The following is a 19,375-nucleotide window of genomic DNA, read 5'->3' as shown; positions in this document are numbered from 1 at the left end:
ATGCGCTTCGCTGCCCTGCCGCTCTTGCTCACCCCGCTCTTCTTCACTTCGCTGGCCCAGGCGGCTTCCACGCTGAGCGTCTGCACCGAGGCCAGCCCCGAAGGGTTCGATGTGGTGCAATACAACTCGCTGACCACCACCAACGCCTCGGCGGATGTGCTGATGAACCGCCTGGTGGACTTCGACGCCGCGAGCGGCAAACTGGTGCCGAGCCTGGCCGACAGCTGGGACGTCTCGCCGGACGGCCTGACCTACACCTTTAAATTGCACCCGGACGTCAAGTTCCACCGCACCGCGTATTTCAACCCAAGCCGCAGCCTCACCGCCGAAGACGTGCGCTTTAGCTTCGAGCGCATGCTCGACCCGGCCAACCCCTGGCACCAGGTCGCCCAGAGCGGCTTCCCCCACGCCCAGTCCCTGCAACTGCCGGCGCTGATCAAGAAGATCGACGCCCTGGACCCGCTGACCGTGCGCTTTACCCTGAACCACGCCGACTCCACGTTCCTCGCCGCACTGAGCATGGGCTTTGCCTCGATCTACCCGGCCGAATACGCAGGCAACCTGCTCAAGGCCGGCACCCCGGAAAAGCTCAACAGCCAACCCATCGGCACCGGACCGTTCGTTTTCGGGCGCTTCCAGAAAGATGCGGCCATTCGCTACAAGGCCAACCCGGACTATTTTGCCGGTAAACCTGCTGTGGATAACTTGATCTTTGCCATCACCCCGGACGCCAATGTGCGCCTGCAGAAACTACGCCGCAATGAATGCCAGATCGCCTTGTCCCCCAAGCCTCTGGATATCGGCGAGGCGCAACAGGATCCTGCGCTCAAGGTGGAAAAAACCGCAGCCTTCATGACCGCCTTTGTGGCCATCAACAGCCAGCACCCACCGCTGGACAAGCCGCAAGTGCGCCAGGCGATCAACCTGGCTTTCGACAAGGCCAGCTACCTCAAGGCCGTGTTTGAAGGCACCGCCGAAGCCGCCAGCGGCCCCTACCCGTCCAATACCTGGGGTTTTGCCAAGGAGTTGCCGGGTTATCCACAGGACATCGCCAAGGCCAAGGGGCTGCTGGATCGCGCCGGACTCAAGGACGGTTTCAAGACCACTATCTGGACCCGGCCATCAGGTAGCCTGCTCAACCCCAACCCGAGCCTGGGCGCCCAGCTGTTGCAGGCCGACCTGGCCAAGGTCGGCATCCAGGCCGAGATCCGCGTGATCGAATGGGGCGAACTGATCCGCCGCGCCAAGGCGGGCGAGCACGACCTGCTGTTCATGGGCTGGGCCGGCGACAATGGCGACCCGGATAACTTCCTGACCCCGCAGTTTTCCTGCGCGGCGGTCAAGTCCGGCACCAACTTCGCCCGCTACTGCGACCCGGCGCTGGACAAGCTGATCAGTGCCGGCAAGACCACCCACGAGCAAGGCGTGCGCAGCAAGCTGTACCAGCAGGCGCAGGCGCAGATCCAGCAGCAGGCGCTGTGGTTGCCGCTGGCCCACCCGACGGCCTTTGCCCTGACGCGCAAGAATGTCGAGGGGTATCAGGTTAGTCCGTTTGGGCGGCAGGATTTTTCCAAGGTTGGTGTAAGGCCGTAAGCTGCCCCTCCTATATCCACCCATATTCGGCCATCGACAGCGGGTCTCCCTCACCGACAATGATGTGGTCCAACACCCGCACATCCACCAGCTCCAGGGCCTTTTGCAGCACCTTGGTCAATTTTCGATCAGCGAGGCTGGGTTCGGCATTCCCGGAAGGGTGGTTGTGGCACAGGATCAATGCCGCCGCGTTGTAGTCCAGGGCGCGTTTGACCACATGTCGCGGATACACCGTGGCGTTGTCGATGGTGCCCTGGAACAGTGCCTCAAACCCCAGCACCCGGTGCCTTGAGTCGAGAAACAGGCAGCCGAATATCTCGTGGGGCTCATGGCGCAGCAGTGCCTTGAGGTAGTCACGCACGGCAATCGGGCTGTCCAGCACCGAATCGTGGCGCACCCGTTCGGCCAGGTGGCGCCGGCCCATTTCCAGTACGGCCTGCAACTGGGCGAACTTGGCCGGCCCCAGGCCCAGATGCTGGATAAACACCCCCTGCCGGGCCTCCAGCAGCGCACGCAGGCTGCCAAATTGCCCCAGCAGGTGGCGCGCCAGGTCCACCGCGCTTTTGCCCGAGACACCGGTACGCAGGAAAATCGCCAGCAACTCGGCATCCGAGAGACTCGCCGCCCCCAACTCCAAAAGCTTCTCCCGCGGACGCTCCGCCGCAGGCCAATTGCGAATACTCATGGCACCTCCGTGTGCATGTGCGCCGCTGTTGCATGGCGGACGCTGTGTTATCTTAGCCGCTCTTTTTTGCGCGCGATTTCACCTGGGGAGGGGGGATCGCAACGCCATCACTGAACTGGAAAGGCAAACCAATGCAGCGTCTGTATCGGAAACGCATCGTTCTCGGCGTCGGCGGCGGCATTGCCGCCTACAAGAGCGCAGAGTTGGTTCGCAGGCTCCTGGACCAGGGCGCCGAAGTGCGCGTGGTCATGACCCGTGGCGGCAGTGAATTCATTACCCCGTTGACCATGCAGGCCCTGTCCGGCCACCCGGTGCACCTGGACCTGCTGGACCCGGCGGCCGAAGCCGCCATGGGCCATATCGAACTGGCCAAATGGGCCGACCTGGTGCTGATCGCCCCCGCCACCGCCGACCTTATCGCGCGCCTCGCCCAAGGCATTGCCGACGACCTGCTGACCACACTGGTGCTGGCCACCGACGCCACTGTCGCCATCGCCCCGGCAATGAACCAGGCCATGTGGCGCGACCCGGCCACCCAGGCCAACACCCAACTCCTGCAAAGCCGTGGCCTCAAGGTCTTCGGCCCGGCCTCCGGCAGCCAGGCCTGTGGCGATGTCGGCCTGGGCCGCATGCTCGAAGCCACCGACCTGGCGCTGTGCGCCGCCGAGTGTTTCCAGCACCTGGCCCTGACCGGCAAGCACGTACTGATTACGGCCGGCCCAACCCAGGAAAACATCGACCCGGTGCGCTACATCACCAACCATAGCTCAGGGAAAATGGGCTTTGCCCTGGCTGAAGCGGCGGTTGAGGCAGGCGCACGCGTGACCCTGATCACCGGCCCGGTGCATCTGCCGACCCCCGACCGGGTCACCCGCATCGACGTCGTCAGCGCCCGCGACATGCTCGCTGCCTGTGAGGCGGCGATTCCCTGCGATGTGTTTATCGCTTCGGCGGCGGTTGCAGACTACCGCCCGGAAGTGGTTGCGCCGCAAAAACTCAAGAAAGACCCTACAAGCGGTGACGGCCTGCTCCTGCAAATGGTGCGCAACCCGGACATTCTGGCCACCATCGCCAGCCGCGCCGATCGTCCGTTCAGCGTCGGTTTCGCCGCCGAGACCGAAAACCTGCTGGACTACGCCGCCCGCAAACTGAAAGACAAAAACCTCGACCTGATCGTTGCCAATGATGTCGCCAACCCGAGCATCGGCTTCAACAGCGAGGAAAACGCCTGCAGCGTGATTGACCGCGAGCTGCACGCCACCCTTTTCGCCCAGACCAGCAAGGGCAAGATTGCCCGCCAACTGATCTCTTTTATCGCCCAACGGCTGAACCAGGTTTAATGTCCATGCACGCTTTGCAAGCCAAGATCCTCGACCCCCGCCTCGGCAGTGAATTCCCATTGCCGGCCTACGCCACACCCGGCTCCGCCGGCCTGGACCTGCGCGCCATGCTCAAGCAGGACACCGTCCTTGAGCCGGGCCAGACCCTGCTGATCCCCACCGGCCTGTCGATCTACGTCGGCGACCCCGGCCTGGCCGCGCTGATCCTGCCGCGCTCGGGCCTGGGCCACAAACACGGGATCGTGCTGGGCAACCTGGTGGGCCTGATCGACTCCGACTACCAGGGCGAACTGATGGTCTCGTGCTGGAACCGTGGCCAGACCGCCTTCAACATCGCCGTCGGCGAGCGTATCGCCCAACTGGTGCTGGTGCCGGTGGTGCAGGCGCATTTTGAACTGGTCACCGAGTTCGACGAAACCCAGCGCGGCGCTGGCGGTTTCGGGCATTCCGGCAGCCACTGACTACGCTCAGGCATGCCGGGCCCTGCGTCCGGCATGCCCCGATGGCATTTTCGCACCACGAACTCTAGGGCAAAAACGCCGTCTTACCCTTCAGTTTGAACCTGCCGGTCGCCACATTCAGGCCTGTCCGCCCCGTATCGATGGAGTTTCCCCAGTGATGAGCAACGCAGCCCCAGTCGCACCGACGTTTCCCGACAGCATTTTCCGCGCCTACGACATCCGTGGTGTCGTCCCGAAAACCCTGACCGCCGAAACCGCCTACTGGATCGGCCGTGCCATCGGTTCGCAAAGCCTGGCCCAGGGCGAGCCCCACGTGTCGGTGGGGCGTGACGGTCGCCTGTCCGGCCCCGAACTGGTGGAGCGCCTGATCCAGGGCCTGGCCGACAGTGGCTGCCATGTCAGCGACGTCGGCCTGGTGCCGACCCCGGCGCTGTACTACGCGGCCAACGTACTGGCCGGCAAATCCGGCGTGATGCTCACCGGCAGCCACAACCCATCGGACTACAACGGCTTCAAGATCGTGATTGCTGGCGACACCCTGGCCAACGAACAGATCCAGGCCCTGCACACGCGCCTGAAAACCAATGACCTGACCAGCGGCCAGGGCAGCATCACCCAGGTCGATATCCTCCAGCGCTATTCGGACGAAATCACCCGCGACGTCAAGCTCGCGCGGCGCCTGAAAGTCGTGGTGGACTGCGGCAACGGCGCCGCCGGCGTGATCGCCCCGCAATTGCTCCAAGCCTTGAACTGCGAAGTGATCCCGCTGTTCTGCGAGGTCGACGGCAACTTCCCCAACCATCACCCCGACCCGGGCAAGCCTGAAAACCTGGTGGACCTGATCGCCAAGGTCGCCGAAGTGGGCGCCGATCTGGGCCTGGCCTTCGACGGCGACGGCGACCGCGTGGGCGTGGTGACCAACACCGGCAGCATCGTGTTCCCGGACCGCCTGCTGATGCTGTTCGCCCGCGACGTGGTGGCGCGCAACCCGGGCGCCGAGATCATCTTCGACGTCAAATGCACCCGACGCCTGACGCCGCTGATCAAGGAATACGGCGGCCGCCCACTGATGTGGAAGACCGGCCACTCGTTGATCAAAAAGAAAATGAAAGAAACCGGTGCCCTGCTGGCCGGCGAAATGAGCGGCCATGTGTTCTTCAAGGAACGCTGGTTCGGTTTTGACGACGGCATCTACAGCGCCGCCCGCCTGCTGGAAATCCTCAGCAAGGAGCAATCCAGTGCCGAGGAACTGTTCGAGACCTTCCCGAACGATATTTCGACGCCGGAAATCAATATCCATGTGACCGAAGAGAGCAAATTCAGCATCATTGACGCATTGCACGATGCGCAATGGGGGGCAGGCGCCAACCTGACCACCATTGATGGTGTGCGAGTCGACTATGCCGAAGGCTGGGGCCTGGTTCGCGCGTCCAACACCACGCCGGTGCTGGTCCTGCGTTTCGAGGCGGATACCGAGGCCGAGCTGCAGCGCATCAAGGACGTGTTCCACGCCCAGTTGAAACGTGTTGCCCCTGATCTCCAACTACCGTTCTGATTATTTGCCCCGGAGCCCTGAATGACCCTCGAACGCGACGCCGCCGCCAACACCGCCAAGGTCCTTTCCGAAGCGCTGCCTTACATTCGACGCTACGTCGGCAAGACGCTGGTGATCAAGTACGGCGGCAATGCCATGGAAAGCGACGAGCTGAAAACCGGCTTTGCCCGCGATATCGTGCTGATGAAAGCCGTCGGGATCAACCCGGTGGTGGTGCACGGCGGCGGCCCGCAGATCGGTGACCTGCTCAAGCGCCTGTCCATCGAGAGTCATTTTATCGACGGCATGCGCGTCACCGATGCGCAGACCATGGACGTGGTGGAGATGGTCCTTGGCGGCCAGGTGAACAAAGACATCGTCAACCTGATCAACCGCCACGGCGGCAGCGCCATCGGCCTGACCGGCAAGGACGCCGAGCTGATCCGGGCGAAGAAACTCACCGTGACCCGCAAGACCCCGGAGATGACCCAGCCGGAAATCATCGACATCGGCCAGGTGGGCGAAGTGATCGGCATCAACACCGATTTGCTCAACCTGCTGGTCAAGGGCGACTTCATCCCGGTGATCGCGCCGATCGGCGTGGGGGCCAATGGCGAGTCCTACAACATCAACGCCGACCTGGTGGCCGGCAAGGTGGCCGAGGCCCTGAAGGCCGAGAAGCTGATGCTGCTGACCAACATCGCCGGCCTGATGGACAAGGAAGGCAAGGTCCTGACCGGCCTGACCACCCAGCAGGTCGACGACCTGATCGCCGACGGCACTATCTACGGCGGCATGCTGCCGAAGATCCGCTGCGCACTGGAAGCCGTGCAGGGCGGCGTAGGCAGCTCGCTGATCATCGATGGCCGGGTGCCCAATGCGGTGCTGCTGGAGATCTTCACCGATACCGGCATGGGCACGCTGATCAGCAACCGCAAGCGCCCTTAACAAACAACGCCACAACAAACCCCGCAAACCCTGGCTCGTTGCCAGGGGCGCGGGGTTTTTTATGCCTGCGGCGGCAAGAGTCGCGTCGAGCGCCAGCAAAGGGAGATTGCGCACCTGAAGCCTTGCCGGCCCACCCACGAATGGCAGGGGCTCGTCGCTCGCGGTAGTCTTGTTTCCATAGATAAGAGGATCGAACTGTGGATCTGAATGCCGTAAACATGTTTGTCAGCGTGGTGCAAGCCGGGAGCTTGTCAGCTGCGGCCGACCGCCTGGGGGTGCCGCTGCCTACCCTGAGTCGGCGCGTACGCGAACTGGAGCGGCAGTTAAAGGTGCAGTTGCTGGAGCGCTCCGTCCGCGGCACCCGGCTCACCGACGCCGGGACACGCCTGTACGAACATGCCAGCCGCGGCGTCGAAGCCCTGGCCGAGGGTGAACAAGCCGTCATAAGCGACCAGGCACAACTCAAAGGACGCCTAAGGCTATCGCTGCCCCCGGCGTTCGAGCCGTGGTGGGAATTGCTGGCGGCCTTCCAGCGGCGCTACCCCGATATCCGCGTGCACGCCTACACCACCGAGCGACGGGTCGACCTGGTGGAGGATGGCATTGACGTGGCATTGCGCGTGGGCACCATCACCCACGAAACCATGGTGGCGCGACAACTGCTGAGCTATCGCCACGTACTCGTGGCCAGCCCGTTACTGGTTGAACGATTGGGGATGCCTGATACACCCGAGGCCCTGTACCGGTTTCCCTGTGCAACCTGGAGCACGGGAGCCACCAGCGGGATATGGCGCCTGGGTGGGCAGGTGTTGGAGCCCAAGGCGCTGCTGACCACCAATGACTACGCGCACCTGCGAAGCCGTGCACTGGCGGGGGAAGCCGTCACCGAATTGCCGCCGTTTCTTGCCGCCAAAGCCATTGGCGAGGGGCGGTTGGTCAAACTGTTGCCGGAGCATCCGATGCCAGAACAGCAGATCAACCTGCTTTATCCCTCACATCGTCATCCCTCGGCGATCGTGCGGGCTTACCTGGATTTTTGCCAGAAACATATCACGCAGCTGATGGATACCTAGGCATCGGCTTGTACAGCCCGCGCAACGGGCTGCACAACCGCCCCCATCAGACGCCGAACTGCTCGCGATAGGCCTTGACTGCCGGCAGATGCTGCTTGAGCGCCGGATCATCTTCCAGGAACTGCAACACCTGGCTCAGCGACACGATGCTCACCACGGGAATCCCGAAGTCACGCTCCACTTCCTGGATTGCCGACAATTCACCGTTGCCGCGCTCCTGGCGGTTCAACGCGATCAGCACGCCAGCGGCCTTGGCGCCGTCCTGGGACGCAATGATCTGCATCACTTCACGAATCGCGGTGCCGGCGGTGATCACGTCATCGATGATCAGCACATCGCCGGTCAGCGGCGCGCCGACCAGGCTGCCGCCTTCGCCGTGGGCCTTGGCTTCCTTGCGGTTGAAGCACCATGGCAGATCCCGCCCGTGATGTTCCGCCAGGGCCACGGCAGTGGCGGCGGCCAACGGGATGCCTTTGTAGGCCGGGCCAAACAGCACGTCGAAGGCAATACCGCTTTCAACGATGGCTGCCGCGTAGAAACGACCCAGTTGCGCCAGGGCAGAACCCGAGTTGAACAGGCCGGCATTGAAGAAGTATGGGCTGGTACGCCCGGACTTGAGGGTGAACTCACCGAAGCGCAAAACCCCGCGATCGATGGCAAAACGAATGAAATCGCGTTGATACGCCTGCATGAAAAAAGCCTCAGATACCACGGATTTAGCTAAATAGGTAGACGGCGTGTATCATACACGCACGCGATTTTTGGGGCCATTTATGCGGATCATCAGTGTGAACGTTAATGGTATTCAGGCTGCAGTCGAGCGTGGTTTGCTCAGTTGGCTGCAAGCCCAGAATGCCGACGTCATCTGCCTGCAGGACACCCGCGCCTCCGCCTTTGAACTGGACGACCCAGCCTTCCAACTGGATGGCTACTTCCTTTATGCCTGTGATGCCGAAGTCCCCGCCCAAGGTGGCGTGGCTCTGTACTCACGGTTGCAACCCAAGGCGGTCATCAGCGGCCTCGGCTTCGAGACAGCCGATCGCTACGGGCGCTACCTGCAAGCCGATTTCGACAAAGTCAGTATTGCTACCTTGTTGCTCCCTTCGGGGATGAACGGCGACGAAGACTTGAACCAGAAGTTCAAGCTAATGGACGATTTCGCCCGTTATCTGGATAAACAGCGGCGCAAACGTCGCGAGTACATTTATTGTGGCTCGTTGTACGTGGCGCAACAGAAGCTGGATATCAAGAACTGGCGCGACAGCCAGCAATCCCCGGGTTTCCTGGCGCCGGAACGGGCCTGGATGGACGAGATTGTCGGCAACATGGGTTATGTAGATGCCCTGCGTGAAGTCAGCCGTGAAGGCGACCAGTACAGCTGGTGGCCGGACAACGAACAGGCCGAGATGCTCAACCTGGGCTGGCGTTTTGACTACCAGTTGCTGACCCCCGGCCTGCGCCGGTTTGTCCGCAGCGCACGCTTGCCGCGTCAACCGCGCTTCTCGCAACACGCGCCGTTGATCGTGGACTACGACTGGACCTTGACCATCTGAGGTCAATATCCAGGTACAAAAAAACCGACATCGCTGTCGGTTTTTTTGTGGGCGATCATTATTTGATCAATCGCCAGGTGAACGGGTAACGGTAGGCAATGCCTTTGTTGGCCTTGATCCCGCCGATGATGGTCAACACCAGCGCGGCAATCACCAACACCACCATCAGCAGGAAGCCGATCACCACGAACCCCAGGACAAAACAGACCAGCCAGGCAATGGCCACGGTCAGCTGGAAGTTCAGCGCTTCCTTGCCCTGGTCATCGATCAGCGGGTCCATGTCTTTCTTCACCTGCCATAGGATCAACGGCCCCAGCACACTGCCAAAGGGGAACACCAGGCCCAGGAACGCCGCAAAGTGACAGAGCATGGCCCACTGGCGCACTTCCTTGTTCTGGGCTGACACGGGAAGCTGGTTGTCACTCATGGCGTTGCTCCTTGAGGTCGGTTTCAGTCAGCCAGTGCGGCGTTCTGCAGATCGAAGATTTCGCTCATGCCTTTCTGGGCCAGGGCCAGCATGGCGTTCAGGTCTGCCGGCTGGAATGGCGCGCCTTCGGCGGTGCCCTGCACTTCGATGAACCCACCGGTGCTGGTCATGACCACGTTCAGGTCGGTCTCGGCCGCCGAGTCTTCCAGGTAGTCCAGGTCCAGCACCGGCTCGCCCTGGTACATGCCCACCGATACGGCGGCAATCATCTGCTTGAGCGGGTCGCCGCCTTTCAGGCCGCCGCGTTTCTTGATCACCTTCAGCGCATCGACCAGCGCCACCATGGCGCCGGTGATGGAGGCGGTGCGGGTGCCGCCGTCGGCCTGGATCACATCGCAGTCGACGTACAGGGTCACATCGCCCAGCTTGGACATGTCCAGCGCCGCGCGCAGGGAACGGCCGATCAGGCGCTGGATCTCCAGGGTGCGACCGCCCTGCTTGCCACGGCTGGCTTCACGCTGGTTACGCTCGCCAGTGGCGCGCGGCAACATGCCGTATTCGGCGGTCAACCAGCCCTGGCCCTGGCCCTTGAGGAAACGCGGCACGCCGTTTTCGACGCTGACGGTGCAGATGACCTTGGTATCGCCAAACTCGACCAGTACAGATCCCTCGGCGTGTTTGGTGTAGTTGCGGGTGATGCGGATCGAGCGGAGCTGATCGGCAGCGCGACCACTTGGACGTTTCATAGGGGATACCTGTACTGAGGACGAAAAACTGCCGAGCATTATAGAGCCGCAGGCCGCTTCTCGGCACTGCTAATAAATTCGGTAACGAATGGACAAGCCCTGGCACCCTTTGTCACAGCCCGCATTTGGGGGCGCCCGCCCCGTTGCGCTACAATCCTGCGCCTTCGCAGCCAGTCGGCTTCAATCTACCCACCAGCCCGCCCGTTTGCGGGACTGTATCGCGAGGTACCCCCATGGTGCACAGCATGACCGCCTTCGCCCGCGTCGAAAAAGCCGGGGCCCAGGGCACCCTGAGCTGGGAATTGCGCTCGGTCAACAGCCGCTACCTGGAGCCGCACCTGCGCTTGCCCGAGTCCTTTCGCGACCTGGAGGGCGCCGTACGCGAAGCCCTGCGCGCCGGTATCTCCCGCGGCAAACTGGAGTGCACCCTGCGCTTTACCGAGGAAACCACCGGCAAGCCGCTGCAGGTTGACCGCGAGCGCGCCGCGCAACTGGTCGCCGCCGCCGAGACCATCGCCAGCCTGATCAAGCAGCCAGCGGCCCTGAACCCGCTGGAAGTGTTGGCCTGGCCTGGCGTGCTGGTGGCCGACGCCACTGACCCGCAGGCGCTGAATGCCGAGGCCCTGGCCCTGTTCAACCAGGGCCTCAAGGAGCTCAAGGCCGGCCGCGAGCGCGAAGGCGCCGAGCTGGCCCGGCTGATCAACGAGCGCCTGAACGCCATCGAGGCCGACGTCGTGACCCTGCGCGAGCTGGTGCCGCAAATGCTGGCCACCCAGCGCCAGAAAGTCCTCGACCGCTTCGCCGACATGAAGGCCGACCTCGATCCGCTGCGCCTGGAACAAGAAATGGTCCTGCTCGCGCAAAAAAGCGACGTCGCCGAAGAACTCGACCGCCTGAGCACCCACATTCTGGAAGTGCGCCGCGTGCTCAAGTCGGCGGGTGCCGCTGGTCGGCGCCTGGACTTCCTGATGCAGGAACTCAACCGCGAAGCCAATACACTGGGCTCCAAAGCCTTCGACCCGCGCAGCACCACGGCTGCGGTCAACCTCAAAGTGTTGATCGAGCAAATGCGCGAACAAGTACAGAATATTGAGTAAGGCAACTCCCATGACCCACAGCACCGGCACCCTGTACATCATTTCCGCGCCCTCGGGCGCGGGCAAAAGCAGCCTGGTCAAAGCCCTGACCGACACCAACCCGCAAATCCGCGTCTCGGTCTCCCACACCACCCGCGCCATGCGCCCCGGTGAGGTGAACGGCGTGAACTATCACTTCGTCGAGCGCAGCGAGTTCGTGAAGATGATCGAACACGGTGACTTCCTGGAGCGCGCCGAGGTGTTCGGCAACCTCTACGGCACGTCCCAGAGCCATTTGCAGCAGACCCTCGACGAAGGCCACGACCTGATCCTGGAAATCGACTGGCAGGGCGCCGAACAGGTGCGCCGATTGATGCCCAAGGCACGCTCAGTCTTCATCCTGCCGCCGTCCCTGGAAGCCTTGCACCAGCGCCTGACCAACCGCGGCCAGGACAGCGACGAGATCATCGACGGGCGCATGCGCGAAGCGGTCAGCGAAATGAGCCACTATGTGGACTATGACTACCTGATCATCAACGACGATTTTGCCCACGCCCTGGACGACCTGAAGGCGATTTTCCGCGCCAATCAGCTCCAGCAAAAGCGCCAACAGCAGCGTTTTGGCAAATTGTTGGCCGAACTGCTCGGTTGAATGGCTCTTCCCAAAACCGCTGCAAGGGCCTTACATTGGCCCTTGTAGCGTGTTTGCCGGGGCCTGCGGAAAATCAGCGCTTCCCTAAACGCTGGTGATTTTTTAAACTGTTGAGTCCGCTCGCCCAACCGGGCAGCGCGCATCTTGCATTCGCTCCGAGGAATACCATGGCCCGCGTAACCGTTGAAGACTGCCTAGAACACGTGGATAACCGCTTTGAGCTGGTCATGCTCTCTACCAAGCGTGCCCGTCAATTGGCCACTGGCGGCAAAGAGCCACTGCTCAATTGGGAAAATGACAAGCCTACCGTGATGGCCCTGCGCGAAATCGCGGCCGGCGTGATGAGCTATGACTACATTGCCAGCGCTGAAATCGTTGAAGACGAACCGCTGTTTGCAGCGTTCGAGGACGAGTCCAACGAGGCCGTCTAAGCCTATGCCTGGTCGACGTAGCACGGCGCGGGGTCACAGCCTTCGGCAGGAGTTAATACCTTGCCGAGCATAGACGCCCTCGCCGATCGCTTATCGACCTACCTCGGCACCGACCAGGTCAACCTGGTCCGCCGAGCGTATTTCTACGCCGAACAAGCCCACGACGGCCAACGCCGCCGCAGCGGCGAGGCGTATGTCACCCATCCTCTTGCGGTGGCCAATATTCTTGCCGACATGCACATGGACCATCAGAGCCTGATGGCCGCGATGCTGCATGACGTGATCGAAGACACCGGCATTGCCAAGGAAGCGCTCAGCGCGCAATTTGGCGAAACCGTGGCCGACCTGGTCGACGGGGTCAGCAAGCTGACCCAGATGAACTTCGAGACCAAGGCCGAGGCCCAGGCGGAAAACTTCCAGAAAATGGCCATGGCCATGGCCCGGGATATCCGGGTGATCCTGGTCAAGCTGGCCGACCGGCTGCACAACATGCGCACGCTGGAAGTGCTGTCCGGTGAAAAACGCCGGCGCATCGCCAAGGAAACCCTGGAAATCTACGCGCCCATTGCCAACCGGCTGGGCATGCATGCCATTCGTATCGAATTCGAGGACCTTGGCTTCAAGGCGATGCACCCGATGCGCTCGGCGCGCATCTACCAGGCGGTCAAGCGCGCCCGGGGCAATCGCAAGGAAATCGTCAACAAGATCGAAGAGTCCCTGAGCCATTGCCTGGCAATCGACGAGATTGAAGGCGAGGTCAGCGGCCGGCAGAAGCATATCTACGGCATCTACAAGAAGATGCGCGGCAAGCGCCGGGCCTTCAACGAGATCATGGACGTGTATGCGTTCCGAATCATCGTCGACAAGGTCGATACCTGCTACCGCGTGCTGGGCGCTGTACACAATTTGTACAAACCCCTGCCAGGCCGCTTCAAAGACTACATTGCCATTCCCAAGGCCAACGGCTATCAGTCGCTGCATACCACGCTGTTCGGTATGCATGGGGTGCCGATCGAGATCCAGATCCGCACCCGGGAAATGGAAGAGATGGCCAATAACGGCATCGCCGCCCACTGGCTGTACAAATCCAGTGGCGACGAGCAGCCCAAAGGCACCCATGCCCGCGCCCGCCAATGGGTCAAGGGCGTGCTGGAAATGCAGCAACGTGCCGGCAACTCCCTGGAATTTATCGAAAGCGTGAAGATCGACCTGTTCCCGGACGAGGTCTACGTGTTCACGCCCAAAGGCCGGATCATGGAGCTGCCCAAGGGCTCTACGGCGGTCGACTTTGCCTACGCGGTGCACACCGACGTCGGCAACAGCTGCATCGCCTGCCGGATCAACCGTCGCCTGGCCCCGCTGTCGGAGCCGCTGCAAAGCGGCTCCACCGTGGAGATCGTCAGCGCCCCGGGGGCCCGACCAAACCCGGCCTGGCTCAACTTCGTGGTCACCGGCAAGGCCCGCACCCATATCCGTCATGCCCTGAAGCTGCAACGCCGCTCCGAGTCCATCAGCCTGGGCGAACGCCTGCTGAACAAGGTGCTCAACGGTTTCGACAGCTCCCTGGAGAAAATTCCCAGCGAGCGCGTCCAGGCCATACTCCTTGAGTACCGCCAGGAAGCCATCGAGGACTTGCTCGAAGATATCGGCCTGGGCAACCGCATGGCCTACGTGGTCGCCCGCCGCCTGCTCGGCGAAGGCGAGCAACTGCCGAGCCCTGAAGGCCCGCTGGCCATTCGCGGCACCGAAGGCCTGGTCCTGAGCTACGCCAAGTGCTGCACGCCGATCCCGGGCGACCCGATTGTCGGGCACCTGTCCGCCGGCAAAGGCATGGTGGTGCACCTGGACAACTGCCGCAATATCAGCGAAATCCGCCACAACCCGGAAAAATGCATCCAGCTGTCCTGGGCCAAGGATGTGACCGGCGAATTCAATGTCGAGCTGCGGGTCGAGCTGGAGCACCAGCGTGGCCTGATCGCCCTGCTGGCCAGCAGTGTCAACGCCGCCGACGGCAATATCGAAAAAATCAGCATGGACGAGCGCGATGGTCGCATCAGCGTGGTTCAACTGGTGGTCAGCGTACACGACCGTGTACACCTGGCCCGCGTGATCAAGAAACTGCGTGCCCTGACCGGGGTTATCCGCATCACTCGCATGCGCGCATAACGCCCTCCCTATAGCCCGGACATTACAAGGAGTCATTCATGACCAAGACTGTTATCACCAGCGACAAGGCACCTGCCGCCATCGGTACTTATTCCCAGGCGATCAAGGCGGGCAACACCGTCTACATGTCCGGCCAGATCCCCCTGGACCCAAAGACCATGGAACTGGTTGAAGGCTTTGAAGCCCAGACCGTGCAAGTCTTTGAAAACCTCAAGTCGGTAGCCGAAGCCGCGGGCGGTTCGTTCAAGGACATCGTCAAGCTGAACATCTTCCTTACCGACCTGAGCCACTTCGCCAAGGTCAACGAGATCATGGGCAAGTACTTTGAACAGCCCTACCCAGCCCGTGCCGCCATTGGCGTTGCCGCCCTGCCAAAGGGTTCGCAGGTTGAGATGGACGCGATTCTGGTCATCGAGTAATACATTCGGCGCAACCCACGGGGTTGCGCCGACTTCGTTTTAAAAGGATTTCGTAATGCGCAAAGCGCTCGTTGCCTCCACGCTGCTCGCCCTGCTCCTCGGCGGCTGCGCCAGCAATCCTGCCGCCCGGGATGTGAGCGGCACCTGGATCAACCAGGTCGCCATCGATGCGGCCTCCAAGGGCGGTCCTTTGCGTGAGGCCCTGCAGGCTTATGGCCCGAACCTCGAATGGGAGGTCAACACCCGGGCCAACCAGGCGCGCTACTTCAATGGCTTCGAGCGCCCTGAAGGCAAGTTGGCCGGCGAAAAGTCCGGCACCTGGAACGTTGATTTCTACGGCAGTTCGACCACCGAGCTCAAGCGCAAGGGCAGGCAGCTGCTGCAAGTGGCCAACGACAACGAGCCCGAACAGCTCTTTGGCCGCCCCAAGGACCCTGCCCCCGAAGGTGCGCCCCTGGGTGCCAACTTTGAACGGGCGCTGTACTCGGCCTATATGGGCGGCAGCTGGAAAATCACCAGCGGCAGTGGCCAGGGCGCGACCGTACAGTTCCAGGCCAACGGCCAAGTCACCGGCCTGCCCGGCGCCGACCAGTATTCACTGTGCCTGGCGGGCGACTGCGCCTCCATGAGCGGTGGCTACGACAGCATCTGGTTGCAACAAGGCGGCCAGGGCAACCCATGGATCTTCAGCCGCAATGGCAAGCAACTGGAGATTTTCCAGGCGATCAATACGTCCCAGGCCGACGAAGTGCCTTCGTTTACCCCCGGGCCGCGCCAGTGGTTGCTGGAAAAACAGTAACCTAAATGTGGGAGCAAGCCCGCTCCCACATTTTTGACCGCGTTTCAGCCCTTGAGGATCGCGGTATAGCCTTCGCGATAACTCGGATAGGTTGGTGTCCACCCCAGCGCCCTGGCCCGCGCATTGCTGCACTGCTTACTGCCGGAGCGCCGCACACTGGCGTCTTCGGCCCACTCGGTCACCCCGAGGTATTCACGCAGCCAGCCCACGACTTCAGCCAGCGGTGCCGGCGCATCATCGACGCCGATATAGACCTTGTCCAACACACCGCCCTGCTCCACATGCAGCAACAAAAAGGCCAGCAGCCCCGCGGCATCATCGACATGGATACGGTTGCCATATAAAGGTGGCTCGACCGCCACGCGATAGCCCTGGCGCACCTGGCTCAACAACCACTCACGCCCAGGCCCGTAGATACCGGTCAAGCGCACGGTCGTGGCCGGGATACCGCTGTCGAAAGCCACTTGCTCGGCTTCCAGCATCACCTGCCCGGAATAGCCAATGGCCTGGGTAGGCGACGTCTCATCGACCCATTCGCCGTTTTGCTGCCCATAGACGCTGCTGCTGGACACAAATAGCAACTGCTTGGGCTGCTGGCCGTAGTCATCGAGCCACTCCAACACATGTTGCAAACCTTCGACATAGGCTTTGCGATAGCCCGCTTCGTCATGATCGGTGGCGGCTGCGCAGTACACCAGGTAGTCCACGCCGCCGATCGGCCAGGTGTCGGGGCAGTCCTTTTTGAACAGGTCGCCGGCAATCCCGATCACCCCTTGCGGCAGGCGCGAGACATTGCGTCGCAGGCCATGCACCTCCCATCCGGCAGCCAGCAATTGACTTGCCAGCCGACTACCTACATCACCACAACCGGCAATCACCACAGAAGGCGCAGACATCACAAAACTCCGTTCTCAAAGGTCTAGATTAGCCCTCGCAGGTGACCAGCGGCCAGAAAAAGCACAAATAAAGTTACTGTATTACTTCTGTTAACAAGAATTACTTGCAATAATAACCGCCCATTTGTCCTCGACCCTCTCGCGGTCTGGCAGGACAAGCCCTTATTTTTTCCTCTCAGGTCCGGCCAGCATGACACGCAATAACCTCCCCGCTTCGCCAACCAAGCCTCACAGCCCGTCCCGCGTCTGGCGCGCGATCACTGCGTTGCTGTTCAGCGTCCTGCTGGCTCCGACCGCCGCATTCGCCGATGCCACGGCACCGGCCACCCCGCCTGCCGCTACGGCCCCGGCTGCCGCCGCACCTGAGCAAACCGGCGCAGTACCAGGCGCTCCGGCGGCCGTACCTGCCGCCACCGACCCGGCCGCTGCCGAGGGCGTAGCCCCGACAGATGAAACCGGCCTGGTCCTGGAGGAAGACAACACCCTGGGCATGGCCCACGACCTGTCGCCGTGGGGCATGTACCAAAACGCCGACATCATCGTGAAGATCGTGATGATCGGCCTGGCCATCGCCTCGATCATCACCTGGACCATCTGGATCGCCAAAGGCTTTGAGCTGCTGGGCGCCAAACGCCGCCTGCGCACTGAAATCACCAACCTGAAAAAAGCCACCACCCTCAAGGAAGCCAGCGAAAGCGCGGCCATCAAGGGCACCCTGGCGCACCTGCTGGTACACGACGCGCTGGAAGAAATGCGCCTGTCGGCCAACACCCGGGAAAAGGAAGGCATCAAGGAGCGTGTGAGCTTCCGCCTGGAACGCCTGGTAGCAGCCTGCGGCCGCAACATGAGCAGCGGCACCGGCGTGCTGGCAACCATCGGTTCCACCGCACCATTCGTCGGCCTGTTCGGCACCGTGTGGGGCATCATGAACAGCTTCATCGGCATCGCCAAGACCCAGACCACCAACCTCGCCGTGGTTGCTCCCGGCATCGCCGAAGCCCTGCTGGCAACCGCCCTGGGCCTGGTCGCCGCGATTCCGGCGGTGGTGATCTACAACGTGTTCGCCCGTTCGATCGCCGGCTACAAGGCCCAGGTGTCGGATGCTTCGGCAGAAGTCCTGCTACTGGTCAGCCGTGACCTCGATCACCTGCCTACCGAGCGCAGCTCGCAACCGCACATGGTGAAAGTGGGGTAATCGGCCATGGGCCTGCATTTGAATCAAGGCGACGACGAGCTCGTCGAGAACCACGAAATCAACGTCACGCCGTTTATCGACGTGATGCTGGTGCTGCTGATCATCTTCATGGTGGCAGCCCCCCTGGCCACGGTGGACATCAAGGTCGACCTCCCCGCCTCCAGCGCGAAACCCGCGCCCCGGCCGGAGAAACCGGTGTTCCTCAGCGTCAAGGCTGACCAGCGTCTGTTCCTGGGCGAAGAAGAAGTCAAATCCGAAACCCTCGGTGCGGTGCTCGATGCCCGCACCCAGGGCAAGAAAGACACGACGATCTTCTTCCAGGCCGACAAGGGCGTGGACTATGGCGACCTGATGAGCGTGATGGATGCCCTGCGGGCAGCCGGCTACCTCAAGGTCGGCTTGGTCGGACTTGAGACGGCAGCCAAGAAATGATCACGACGCGCCACAAACTGACGCGTTATGGCACCAGCCTCGCCGTCGTGCTGGGCGTCCACGCCGTCGCGATCATCCTCGCGCTCCAGTGGTCGGCGCCACAGATGGTGCAGTTGCCACCGGCTGCCATGGTCATCGACCTGGCGCCGATGCCGGCACCACCGCCTCCGGCCCCGCCGAAGGTGGTGACGCCACCGCAACCGCCGGCACCGGTGGAAGAGTTGCCCTTGCCGAAACTGGCCGAGGCACCCAAACCCACGATTTCCGTGCCCAAGCCGGTCAAGCCAAAACCCAAGCCGCAGCCGCCCAAGCCTGAGAAAAAGGTCGAGCCGCCCAAGGAGAAACCTTCCGAGGACCCGCCGAGCGAAAGCCCTCAGAACAACGCGCCTTCGGAAAAGTCCGCGCAGCCGCAACCCGGCCCGTCGCCGGCGCAGGTCGCGGCCAAGGCCACCTGGGAAAGCACGCTGCTCGGCCACCTGGCGAAGTACAAGAAATACCCGCCAGGCGCCCAGGCCCGTGGCAAGGAAGGCTTGAACCGCTTGCGGTTCGTGGTGGATGCCGAAGGCAAGGTGCTGTCCTATGAACTGGTGGGCCGCTCCGGCAACGCCGACCTGGACCGCGCCACCCTGGAGATGATCCGTCGCGCCCAGCCGCTGCCCAAGCCACCGGCCGATATGTTGAAAAACGGCAGCATTGAAATCGTTGCGCCGTTTGTCTACAACATCGAGAAGCGCCGCCGCTGATCCCTGTAGGAGCGGGCTTGTGTGGGAGCGGGCTTGCCCGCGATAACGGTGTAACAGTCAACATCCACAGTGACTGACACACCGCCATCGCGAGCAAGCCCACCCACACACACAAAGCTGCCAACGCCATTAAGCAAAATCCCCCGCACAAACCCCTCAATCCTCAATCTAGTTCTGATAACGTGCGCCTCTCGATTGCAGCCGGT

20 protein-coding genes and 1 pseudogene are annotated in these 19,375 nt (G+C 62.2%); 16 read left to right on the top strand and 5 right to left on the bottom strand.

Translation table 11 applies throughout. From position 1 onward, the window contains the following. Complete coding sequence (locus AC07W7_RS07535) at positions 1-1,593, top strand: ABC transporter substrate-binding protein (RefSeq protein WP_495039028.1); 1,593 nt, start codon at positions 1-3, stop codon at positions 1,591-1,593. A 10-nt stretch (positions 1,594-1,603) separates the two neighbouring features. On the opposite strand, the gene radC is transcribed toward AC07W7_RS07535, so the two are convergent. Next, positions 1,604-2,278 (bottom strand): RadC family protein, encoded by a 675-nt coding sequence (radC, locus tag AC07W7_RS07530; RefSeq protein ID WP_076963431.1) that lies wholly within the window; start codon positions 2,276-2,278, stop codon positions 1,604-1,606. Positions 2,279-2,409: 131 nt separating this feature from the next. Here radC and coaBC point away from each other — a divergent pair, with 131 nt between their 5' ends. The 5 genes and pseudogenes from coaBC (at position 2,410) to AC07W7_RS07505 (ending at position 7,634) form a co-directional block, all read left to right on the top strand. Beyond that, positions 2,410-3,618 carry a bifunctional phosphopantothenoylcysteine decarboxylase/phosphopantothenate--cysteine ligase CoaBC gene (gene coaBC, locus AC07W7_RS07525; RefSeq protein WP_076963432.1) on the top strand — a complete coding sequence of 403 codons (1,209 nt, stop codon included), beginning with the start codon at positions 2,410-2,412 and terminating at the stop codon, positions 3,616-3,618. Positions 3,619-3,623: 5 nt separating this feature from the next. Next, positions 3,624-4,079 carry a dUTP diphosphatase gene (gene dut, locus AC07W7_RS07520; protein ID WP_076963475.1) on the top strand — a complete coding sequence of 152 codons (456 nt, stop codon included), beginning with the start codon at positions 3,624-3,626 and terminating at the stop codon, positions 4,077-4,079. A 148-nt stretch (positions 4,080-4,227) separates the two neighbouring features. Continuing rightward, positions 4,228-5,634, top strand: a pseudogene (locus AC07W7_RS07515) (phosphomannomutase/phosphoglucomutase); the annotation flags it as partial. 21 nt (positions 5,635-5,655) lie between these two features. Beyond that, positions 5,656-6,561: an acetylglutamate kinase gene (gene argB / locus AC07W7_RS07510; RefSeq protein ID WP_076963434.1), complete on the top strand. Its 906-nt coding sequence runs from the start codon at positions 5,656-5,658 to the stop codon at positions 6,559-6,561. Positions 6,562-6,758: 197 nt separating this feature from the next. Further along, entirely contained in the window at positions 6,759-7,634 is an 876-nt protein-coding gene (locus AC07W7_RS07505; protein ID WP_495039027.1) for a LysR family transcriptional regulator, read from the top strand. Between the two features lie 46 nt (positions 7,635-7,680). On the opposite strand, the gene pyrE is transcribed toward AC07W7_RS07505, so the two are convergent. Further along, positions 7,681-8,325, bottom strand: a complete 645-nt coding sequence (gene pyrE / locus AC07W7_RS07500; protein WP_076963436.1) for an orotate phosphoribosyltransferase — start codon at positions 8,323-8,325, stop codon at positions 7,681-7,683. Between the two features lie 82 nt (positions 8,326-8,407). Here pyrE and crc point away from each other — a divergent pair, with 82 nt between their 5' ends. Next, positions 8,408-9,187, top strand: a complete 780-nt coding sequence (gene crc, locus AC07W7_RS07495; protein ID WP_029289816.1) for a catabolite repression control protein Crc — start codon at positions 8,408-8,410, stop codon at positions 9,185-9,187. Positions 9,188-9,245: 58 nt separating this feature from the next. Here the strand turns inward: crc and AC07W7_RS07490 are convergent, their stop codons facing one another. Continuing rightward, positions 9,246-9,614 carry a DUF4870 domain-containing protein gene (locus AC07W7_RS07490; RefSeq protein WP_169866288.1) on the bottom strand — a complete coding sequence of 123 codons (369 nt, stop codon included), beginning with the start codon at positions 9,612-9,614 and terminating at the stop codon, positions 9,246-9,248. 23 nt (positions 9,615-9,637) lie between these two features. Further along, positions 9,638-10,360: a ribonuclease PH gene (gene rph / locus AC07W7_RS07485; RefSeq protein ID WP_076963438.1), complete on the bottom strand. Its 723-nt coding sequence runs from the start codon at positions 10,358-10,360 to the stop codon at positions 9,638-9,640. Positions 10,361-10,593: 233 nt separating this feature from the next. Between rph and AC07W7_RS07480 the strand changes: the two genes are divergently transcribed. The 6 genes from AC07W7_RS07480 to AC07W7_RS07455 all read left to right on the top strand — a co-directional run bounded on the left by AC07W7_RS07480 (position 10,594) and on the right by AC07W7_RS07455 (position 15,903). After that, complete coding sequence (locus tag AC07W7_RS07480) at positions 10,594-11,457, top strand: YicC/YloC family endoribonuclease (protein ID WP_169897400.1); 864 nt, start codon at positions 10,594-10,596, stop codon at positions 11,455-11,457. 10 nt (positions 11,458-11,467) lie between these two features. Then, the gene (gene gmk / locus AC07W7_RS07475) at positions 11,468-12,088 is read left to right on the top strand and encodes a guanylate kinase (protein WP_076963440.1); all 621 of its coding nucleotides are present in this window, start codon (positions 11,468-11,470) and stop codon (positions 12,086-12,088) included. A gap of 167 nt (positions 12,089-12,255) precedes the next feature. Then, on the top strand, positions 12,256-12,519 hold the full coding sequence (gene rpoZ, locus AC07W7_RS07470) for a DNA-directed RNA polymerase subunit omega (RefSeq protein ID WP_032856811.1): 264 nt from the start codon (positions 12,256-12,258) through the stop codon (positions 12,517-12,519). 60 nt (positions 12,520-12,579) lie between these two features. Then, positions 12,580-14,685: a bifunctional GTP diphosphokinase/guanosine-3',5'-bis pyrophosphate 3'-pyrophosphohydrolase gene (gene spoT / locus AC07W7_RS07465; RefSeq protein ID WP_076963441.1), complete on the top strand. Its 2,106-nt coding sequence runs from the start codon at positions 12,580-12,582 to the stop codon at positions 14,683-14,685. 38 nt (positions 14,686-14,723) lie between these two features. Beyond that, a complete protein-coding gene (locus AC07W7_RS07460) occupies positions 14,724-15,104 on the top strand; it encodes a RidA family protein (protein WP_025130815.1) in 381 nt (126 codons plus the stop codon). Positions 15,105-15,159: 55 nt separating this feature from the next. Then, positions 15,160-15,903 (top strand): hypothetical protein, encoded by a 744-nt coding sequence (locus AC07W7_RS07455; RefSeq protein WP_076963442.1) that lies wholly within the window; start codon positions 15,160-15,162, stop codon positions 15,901-15,903. Between the two features lie 44 nt (positions 15,904-15,947). Here AC07W7_RS07455 and AC07W7_RS07450 read toward each other — a convergent pair whose 3' ends face one another. Then, a complete protein-coding gene (locus AC07W7_RS07450; RefSeq protein ID WP_495039026.1) occupies positions 15,948-16,799 on the bottom strand; it encodes an NAD-dependent epimerase/dehydratase family protein in 852 nt (283 codons plus the stop codon). Between the two features lie 190 nt (positions 16,800-16,989). On the opposite strand from AC07W7_RS07450, the gene exbB reads away from it, so the two are divergent. Genes exbB through AC07W7_RS07435 form a run of 3 tightly spaced genes read left to right on the top strand, consistent with a single transcriptional unit; the run spans position 16,990 to position 19,169 of the window. Continuing rightward, complete coding sequence (exbB, locus tag AC07W7_RS07445; RefSeq protein WP_076963444.1) at positions 16,990-17,994, top strand: tonB-system energizer ExbB; 1,005 nt, start codon at positions 16,990-16,992, stop codon at positions 17,992-17,994. A gap of 6 nt (positions 17,995-18,000) precedes the next feature. Continuing rightward, on the top strand, positions 18,001-18,426 hold the full coding sequence (gene exbD / locus AC07W7_RS07440) for a TonB system transport protein ExbD (RefSeq protein WP_029289838.1): 426 nt from the start codon (positions 18,001-18,003) through the stop codon (positions 18,424-18,426). Next, on the top strand, positions 18,423-19,169 hold the full coding sequence (locus AC07W7_RS07435) for a TonB family protein (protein ID WP_495039025.1): 747 nt from the start codon (positions 18,423-18,425) through the stop codon (positions 19,167-19,169). The genes exbD and AC07W7_RS07435 overlap by 4 nt, the downstream gene beginning before the upstream one ends. Positions 19,170-19,375: the final 206 nt, after the last annotated feature.

The organism is Pseudomonas sp. GW821-FHT01D09, from assembly GCF_059422465.1.
Note: the sequence above shows the minus strand (reverse complement) of the source record. Positions and strands in the feature narration are given on the sequence as shown.

Coding starts and splice junctions, on each gene's coding strand:
- AC07W7_RS07435 (WP_495039025.1), top strand. CDS start 18,423: ATGATCACGACGCGCCACAAACTGACGCGTTATGGCACCAGCCTCGCC.
- AC07W7_RS07480 (WP_169897400.1), top strand. CDS start 10,594: ATGGTGCACAGCATGACCGCCTTCGCCCGCGTCGAAAAAGCCGGGGCC.
- radC (WP_076963431.1), bottom strand. CDS start 2,278: ATGAGTATTCGCAATTGGCCTGCGGCGGAGCGTCCGCGGGAGAAGCTT.
- exbD (WP_029289838.1), top strand. CDS start 18,001: ATGGGCCTGCATTTGAATCAAGGCGACGACGAGCTCGTCGAGAACCAC.
- AC07W7_RS07450 (WP_495039026.1), bottom strand. CDS start 16,799: ATGTCTGCGCCTTCTGTGGTGATTGCCGGTTGTGGTGATGTAGGTAGT.
- coaBC (WP_076963432.1), top strand. CDS start 2,410: ATGCAGCGTCTGTATCGGAAACGCATCGTTCTCGGCGTCGGCGGCGGC.
- AC07W7_RS07455 (WP_076963442.1), top strand. CDS start 15,160: ATGCGCAAAGCGCTCGTTGCCTCCACGCTGCTCGCCCTGCTCCTCGGC.
- rpoZ (WP_032856811.1), top strand. CDS start 12,256: ATGGCCCGCGTAACCGTTGAAGACTGCCTAGAACACGTGGATAACCGC.
- AC07W7_RS07535 (WP_495039028.1), top strand. CDS start 1: ATGCGCTTCGCTGCCCTGCCGCTCTTGCTCACCCCGCTCTTCTTCACT.
- dut (WP_076963475.1), top strand. CDS start 3,624: ATGCACGCTTTGCAAGCCAAGATCCTCGACCCCCGCCTCGGCAGTGAA.
- pyrE (WP_076963436.1), bottom strand. CDS start 8,325: ATGCAGGCGTATCAACGCGATTTCATTCGTTTTGCCATCGATCGCGGG.
- exbB (WP_076963444.1), top strand. CDS start 16,990: ATGACACGCAATAACCTCCCCGCTTCGCCAACCAAGCCTCACAGCCCG.
- rph (WP_076963438.1), bottom strand. CDS start 10,360: ATGAAACGTCCAAGTGGTCGCGCTGCCGATCAGCTCCGCTCGATCCGC.
- AC07W7_RS07460 (WP_025130815.1), top strand. CDS start 14,724: ATGACCAAGACTGTTATCACCAGCGACAAGGCACCTGCCGCCATCGGT.
- AC07W7_RS07490 (WP_169866288.1), bottom strand. CDS start 9,614: ATGAGTGACAACCAGCTTCCCGTGTCAGCCCAGAACAAGGAAGTGCGC.
- argB (WP_076963434.1), top strand. CDS start 5,656: ATGACCCTCGAACGCGACGCCGCCGCCAACACCGCCAAGGTCCTTTCC.
- crc (WP_029289816.1), top strand. CDS start 8,408: ATGCGGATCATCAGTGTGAACGTTAATGGTATTCAGGCTGCAGTCGAG.
- gmk (WP_076963440.1), top strand. CDS start 11,468: ATGACCCACAGCACCGGCACCCTGTACATCATTTCCGCGCCCTCGGGC.